The sequence below is a fragment of the Parasphingorhabdus sp. genome (assembly GCF_049667325.1).
In the GTDB taxonomy this organism is placed as follows: Bacteria; Pseudomonadota; Alphaproteobacteria; order Sphingomonadales; family Sphingomonadaceae; genus Parasphingorhabdus.
On record NZ_JBATHY010000179.1, the window covers coordinates 1 to 6,170 of the forward strand.

General features: G+C 56.9%; 5 protein-coding genes. 4 read left to right on the plus strand and 1 reads right to left on the minus strand.

Translation table 11 applies throughout. From position 1 onward, the window contains the following. A partial coding sequence (locus tag WBM93_RS08040; protein ID WP_424430599.1) for a phytoene desaturase family protein occupies nucleotides 1-1,196 on the minus strand: 1,196 nt, incomplete at its 3' end. A gap of 161 nt (nucleotides 1,197-1,357) precedes the next feature. On the opposite strand from WBM93_RS08040, the gene WBM93_RS08045 reads away from it, so the two are divergent. From WBM93_RS08045 to sufB, 4 genes are all read left to right on the plus strand, one after another. Continuing rightward, nucleotides 1,358-3,175 carry a DUF885 domain-containing protein gene (locus WBM93_RS08045; RefSeq protein WP_424430602.1) on the plus strand — a complete coding sequence of 606 codons (1,818 nt, stop codon included), beginning with the start codon at nucleotides 1,358-1,360 and terminating at the stop codon, nucleotides 3,173-3,175. Between the two features lie 273 nt (nucleotides 3,176-3,448). Continuing rightward, a complete protein-coding gene (locus WBM93_RS08050; RefSeq protein WP_424430605.1) occupies nucleotides 3,449-4,291 on the plus strand; it encodes a DUF6597 domain-containing transcriptional factor in 843 nt (280 codons plus the stop codon). 138 nt (nucleotides 4,292-4,429) lie between these two features. Then, entirely contained in the window at nucleotides 4,430-4,885 is a 456-nt protein-coding gene (locus WBM93_RS08055) for an SUF system Fe-S cluster assembly regulator (RefSeq protein ID WP_424430608.1), read from the plus strand. Nucleotides 4,886-4,932: 47 nt separating this feature from the next. Further along, a partial coding sequence (sufB, locus tag WBM93_RS08060; RefSeq protein ID WP_424430611.1) for a Fe-S cluster assembly protein SufB occupies nucleotides 4,933-6,170 on the plus strand: 1,238 nt, incomplete at its 3' end.

Here is a 6,170-nt window from a genome sequence, read left to right on the forward strand (position 1 = left end):
GCGGGTGCCAGACTGTCGTCGACAAGACTGGGGATGAGCATTTCCACAACCGGCTTGCGTGACCAGCCATTTTCCCGGGCATCCTGATAGGCTCGGTCCATATAGGCCAGCGACGGTGCCATGATGATCCCCGATTTCAGATGAACGCCGCTGCCGGGAAGGTCGGTAAAATCGGGCAACCCGTCCAGCGCCAGGTTCATCCGGAAGCTGCCCGAGCCGCATTGATAGCCCGCCATCATTCGGCGGAAGTCAGCGGGCAGATCGACCGGATCGATCAGGCGGTCGTAAAGAAGCTTCGGGCCAATATTGGCAATGATCTTCGGAGCATCGATACGTTCGCCGGCTTGTGTGCAAATCCCTACTGCCACTCCTTTTTCGACGAGCAGGTTCTTGACCGGCGTTTCGAGGCTGATCTCGACACCGACTTGTTTGCACGCATCGGCCATGAGTTCCGTAATCCGTCCCATACCGCCGACCACATGGCCCCAATGCCCGTGTTTGCCATTGACCTCGCCAAAGACATGATGGAGCAGAACATAGGCGCTGCCGGGTGTTTCCGGACTCGCGTAATTGCCGACAATCGCATCAAAACCGAAGGCTGCCTTGATCGGCGCGCTTTCAAACCACTGGTCGAGCAAGTCGCGCGCGCTCAGCGTGAACAGCTTGACGATTTCATGCTGTTCCAGCGCCGAAAGCCGGGAGAAGCGTCGGGCGGTCCTGATTCCTGCCAGTAGCGCACGGGATCCATCCCCGGCATTTGGCGGAATTTCCAGCGCCAGATCGCGCAATATCGCCGCCGCCGATTCGAGCATCTCATAATATTCCGGCAACCGCGACGCATCGGCCTTCGAGAATCGCGCGATTTCTTGTTGCGTTGCTTCAAGAGAACCGCCGACCAGCAAATACTCGCCGTTACCGAGCGGCAAAAAGTTGCTTTTGGGCCGTTCGATCACGCGGTAGCCGCGCTCCGCCAGGCCCATATCGGCGATGATCTTGGGCTGCAGGAGCGAAACCGTGTAACTTGCCGTGCTGTTGCGGAAACCGGGGTGAAATTCTTCGGTCACCGCTGCGCCGCCGATAATATCGCGTGCTTCCAATATCCGGACCTTCATCCCCGCGCGGGCGAGATAGAAGGCGCAGACCAGACCGTTATGGCCTCCGCCGATGATCAGCGCGTCCGGTGAATTTGCGTGCATGGTGGTTCGAGGCCTAACGGCGGAAAATCACGGCAGCAACCACCAATTGCCGGAATGACTTCACCATGTCCGGGGTGTGGTGGCCGACACCTCGAGAATTGTGCAAATCCGAACAGGATGATAGGGCCGGAAAGATTCTCCGTACACAAGGAACATATTGGATGAGATATTTGTTGCTGACTGCTGCCTCTGCCCTGGCACTGAGCGGTTGCGCTACCGGGCCGGCAAGCGATGCACCGATCGATGAAATTGCCACTCCGGTTAAGCAGAGCGTTGATACCCGGCTAGCCAAGTTTTTCGATGATTATGACGATCAGGAACTCGCCCATTCTCCGGTGTCCAAATCCTATCGCGCTATTCGTGACGCCGATTACGGCAAGTGGGATGACCCCAGCGAAGCGGCTGAAGTAGAGCAATATGAACGCGGTCAAGCCGCGCTTGCCGACATGGAAGCGCGGTTTGACAAAGACCGGCTCAGCGAAGCCAGCCAGCTAAGCTATCGCCTGTTCCAGGCGCAGGCCGAGCGATCGAGCAAGGCTTTCCCGTTCCGCCGCAATGGCTATATTTTCGATCAGATGAATGGTGCGCAAAGCCAGATACCGGCATTTATGATCAATATTCACCGGGTAGCGAGCAAAGCGGATGCGGATGCCTATGTCAGCCGACTTGCCGGCGCAGGTCCGTTGATCGAGTCGCTGGTCGTCCAGTCGGCAGAGCGCGCGGACGACGGGATCATCGTGCCCGATTGGGTTTTCCCCTATGTCATAGCCGATGCAAAGAATGTGATTAGCGGCGCACCCTTTGGCGACGGCGCAGACTCGCCGATCTATGCTGATCTCAAAAAGAAGGTGGCAGCACTGGATATTTCCGATGCGGAAAAGTCCACGCTCATCGCGCGGGGCGCGGCGGCGCTGAACGACAGCCTGAAACCGGCTTACGGGAAGTTGGTCGTCGAAATGGAGCGGCAGCAGGCAATCGCCGGTGATGGTGATGGTATCTGGCGGCTGAAGGACGGCGCGGCTTATTATGCCGAGCGATTGAACAGCTATACGACCACCGATTTGACAGCCGACGAAATTCATCAAATCGGCCTGGAGAATGTGGCACGGATTCACGGGCAGATGCGCAAGATTATGGCTGACGTCGGTTTTGAAGGCGACTTGCAGGATTTCTTCCAGCATTTGCGGACCAGTGACGAGTTTTACTATGACACGCGCGAGGCCTATCTGGCGGATGTCGACATCAAACTGGCGGCGATGGAAGCCAGGTTGCCAGAATTTTTCGATACATTTCCCAAGGCGTCGCTTGTCATCAAGCCGGTGGAAGCGTTTCGCGAAAAATCGGCCGGTAAGGCATTCTACAATGGTCCGGCACCCGACGGCTCGCGCCCCGGAACCTACTATGTCAACCTCTACAATCTGCGCAGCATGTCAAAAATCGAACTGGAAGCGCTGGCTTTTCACGAAGGATTGCCGGGTCACCATTTACAGAGGACGATCCAGACCGAACTAGGCGACGTGCCGCCGTTCAGGCGGTTTGGAGGATGGACCGCCTATACCGAAGGTTGGGGATTATATTCCGAAGAACTCGCCAAGGATATGGGCTTCTATCAGGACCCTTACAGCGATTTCGGCCGCCTCGGGATGGAATTGTGGCGCGCCTGCCGGCTGGTTGTCGACACCGGCATTCATGACAAGCGGTGGAGCCGTGAGGAAGCGATTGCGTACCTGACGCTCAATACGCCCAATCCGGAAGGCGACATCCGCAAGGCGATCGAACGTTATATCGTCTATCCCGGACAGGCGACCGCCTATATGATCGGCAAGCTGAAAATACTCGAACTCCGGACCCGCGCGCGGAATGCCCTGGGCGACAAGTTCACCATGGGCGCGTTCCACGATGTAATCCTGAAAAGTGGTCCGGTCCCGCTCGACATCATGGAAGAACGGGTGGACGACTGGATCGCTGCGAGCCGTTAAGTTACGGTAACAAGCAAGCGAATGTCCTTAAAAGTCAAGCGTACGGGATGAATCTGTCGTTTTTGTCCAATTAATTTAAGCTTTCGCAAGTGCATAGCAGCGCTGCGACCCGAAGGGCTCTATGCCATCACAACGCGAAGGCATTGGGGTTCTTTTCCTTATTGGCCTGACCATTAATTTGGTCGGGCCTTTTTTTTTCCTTTGTTTTCCAGCTATAAAAGAGCATCCATATGTTATCTGCACCTGGGGAGGGACAGATCAAGGGGTCGTGATTTGGTTAGTCTGAGATATTTTGCACCTGCCGAGGACGTTCGGGATCTCGTTTCCGTCTACTATCTTTTCGAGGTGGAACAGCCGCGCTTTGCCGATAACGAGCGGGCGGCCATCGCACAGTTACGCTTTTTGCTCGAAGGAAATGCGGTCATCAGCTTTGCCGATGGCAGCAGCTTTCCGGCCAAGGACGCGATGTTACAGGGACCTTCGACAGGATCGATGCATTTTGACGTGACCGGCCCGTTCCGGATGTTTGGTGTCGGCATATTGCCCGCCGGCTGGGCTATCTCAACGCGAAAATCGGCTGCAGACTATACCGATCGGGCGGTTAACGCCGCCGAGGTTTTCACTCAGGAAATCGACAAGAATCTCGAATATCTGCGCGGCTGCAAGACCCCGGAAGAGATGGTGGACTGGGCGGACAAGATTTACCGGGCGCTGAAGCCGCGCCTGAAGCCGGAAACCGCCGCGTTCACCAAGATGATTGACGAGTGGCTGTCGTCCGAACCCTCGCCGCCGGTTAGTCGCCTGATGGAGCGCTCGGCGCAAAGCTCGCGGCAGGTGCTGCGCACGGTGAACAAGCTATATGGTATACCGCCCAAATATCTGGCCCGCAAATATCGCGCACTGCGCGCGGCCCGGGCCTATGCCGAACATAATGAAGAAGAGCTGCTCGAGCTGGTCGATGCGTTTTACGACCAGTCGCACATGATTCGCGAAGTCAAATTCTTTGCCGGCGTGACGCCGACCCAGCTTCGAGTCGGTGAGGGCGAAACCGCACGGCTGATCGATCAGCGCGGCAGCCTGAAGGGCAAGATCGCACCGCTGATTTCGGACACCTGACTGGAAGAGATGGAAGCATGTTTGCCGTTCGCCGCTGCTATCCCTTGTTCCTTCAAAAACGCTACACTTCTTGCAATGTTGGATAAATGAGACTAAATTAGTCTTGTTTAGATATTCACCTCCAGCGATTCGAGAAATATGCGCCTTTCCAACCTTGCCGACTATGCCGTAGTCCTGATGTCCGCCGCCGCGCGCCATTGTGGCGGCGCGCTACTCGCCGAAGGCATGCTCAACGCAACGAAACTCTCGCAGGAAACCGGCGTTCCGCTGCCCACCGCGAAAAAACTGGTCAGCCGCTTGACCGCTGCCGGACTGTTCGAATCGACCCGTGGCATCGGTGGTGGCATCCGGCTGGCACGGCCCCCGGTTTCGATCAGCCTTGCCGATATTGTCGAGGCCGTCGAGGGCCCGCTGGCGATTACCTGCTGCACCATCGACGGCAATCATGATTGCGCGCTGGAGAGTGGCTGCGCCGTGAAACCCCATTGGGGCGTAATCAACCGGACGATTCGCAACGCGCTGGACGAGGTCAGTCTGGCCAGCCTGTCGACTCTGCCCGCTACCCCCGAAATCCGGATAATGGAAAAAGCATGATGAGCGAAGATGTGAAAACTGCCGATTATGACGCAGAACGCAAGGAAATGAACGCCGAGGCGCAGGAAGCGGCCGACAAGGCGAGTACCTACGAGTTCGGCTGGTCGTCGGATATCGAGCAGGATTTCGCGCCCAAAGGTCTCAACGAAGACACGGTGCGGTTCATTTCCGACAAAAAGGGCGAGCCGGAGTGGATGCTCGACTGGCGTCTCAAAGCGTTTCGGATGTGGGAAAAGATGGAAACCCCGGACTGGGCCAAGCTCGACATTCCGATGATCGACTATCAGGACGCCTATTATTACGCCGAGCCCAAGCCGAAGGAAAAGCTCGGCAGCCTCGACGAGGTCGATCCCGAAATCCTGCGGGTTTACGAAAAGCTCGGCATTCCGATCGAGGAGCAGAAGGTTCTCGCGGGCGTCGAAGGCGCGCGCAAGGTTGCGGTGGATGCGGTGTTCGACAGCGTGTCGGTGGCGACCACCTTCCGCAAGGAACTGGAAGACGCCGGCGTGATTTTTCGGTCCATTTCGGAAGCGATCAAGCAATATCCTGACCTTGTCCGGAAATATCTGGGCAAAGTTGTACCGATGCGCGACAATTATTTCGCCACGCTCAACTGCGCGGTGTTCAGCGACGGGACCTTTGTCTACATCCCCAAGGGCGTCAAATGCCCGATGGAGTTGAGCACCTATTTCCGGATCAACGCGGAAAATACCGGTCAGTTCGAACGCACTTTGATTGTCGCCGAAGCCGGCAGCTATGTCTCCTATCTCGAAGGCTGCACCGCGCCGATGCGCGACGAGAACCAGCTCCACGCAGCAGTGGTCGAACTGGTCGCGCTGGATGATGCGGAAATTAAATATTCAACCGTCCAGAACTGGTATCCCGGCGACGAGAACGGCAAGGGCGGCATCTATAATTTCGTCACCAAGCGCGGTCTGTGCCAAGGCAAGAACAGCAAGATCAGCTGGACTCAAGTGGAAACAGGCTCTGCGGTGACCTGGAAATATCCCAGCTGCGTGCTGAATGGCGAGAACAGCGTTGGCGAATTCTACTCGGTGGCGCTGACCAACAATTACCAGCAGGCCGATACCGGCACCAAGATGATCCACAACGGCAAGAACACGCGCTCGACGATCATCTCCAAGGGGATCAGTGCCGGCCACAGCAACAACACCTATCGCGGTCTGGTGCGGGTCGGGCCAAATGCCGAGAATGTCCGCAATTTCACCCAGTGCGACAGCCTGCTTCTCGGTGACCAGAGCGGCGCGCATACGGTGCACTATAT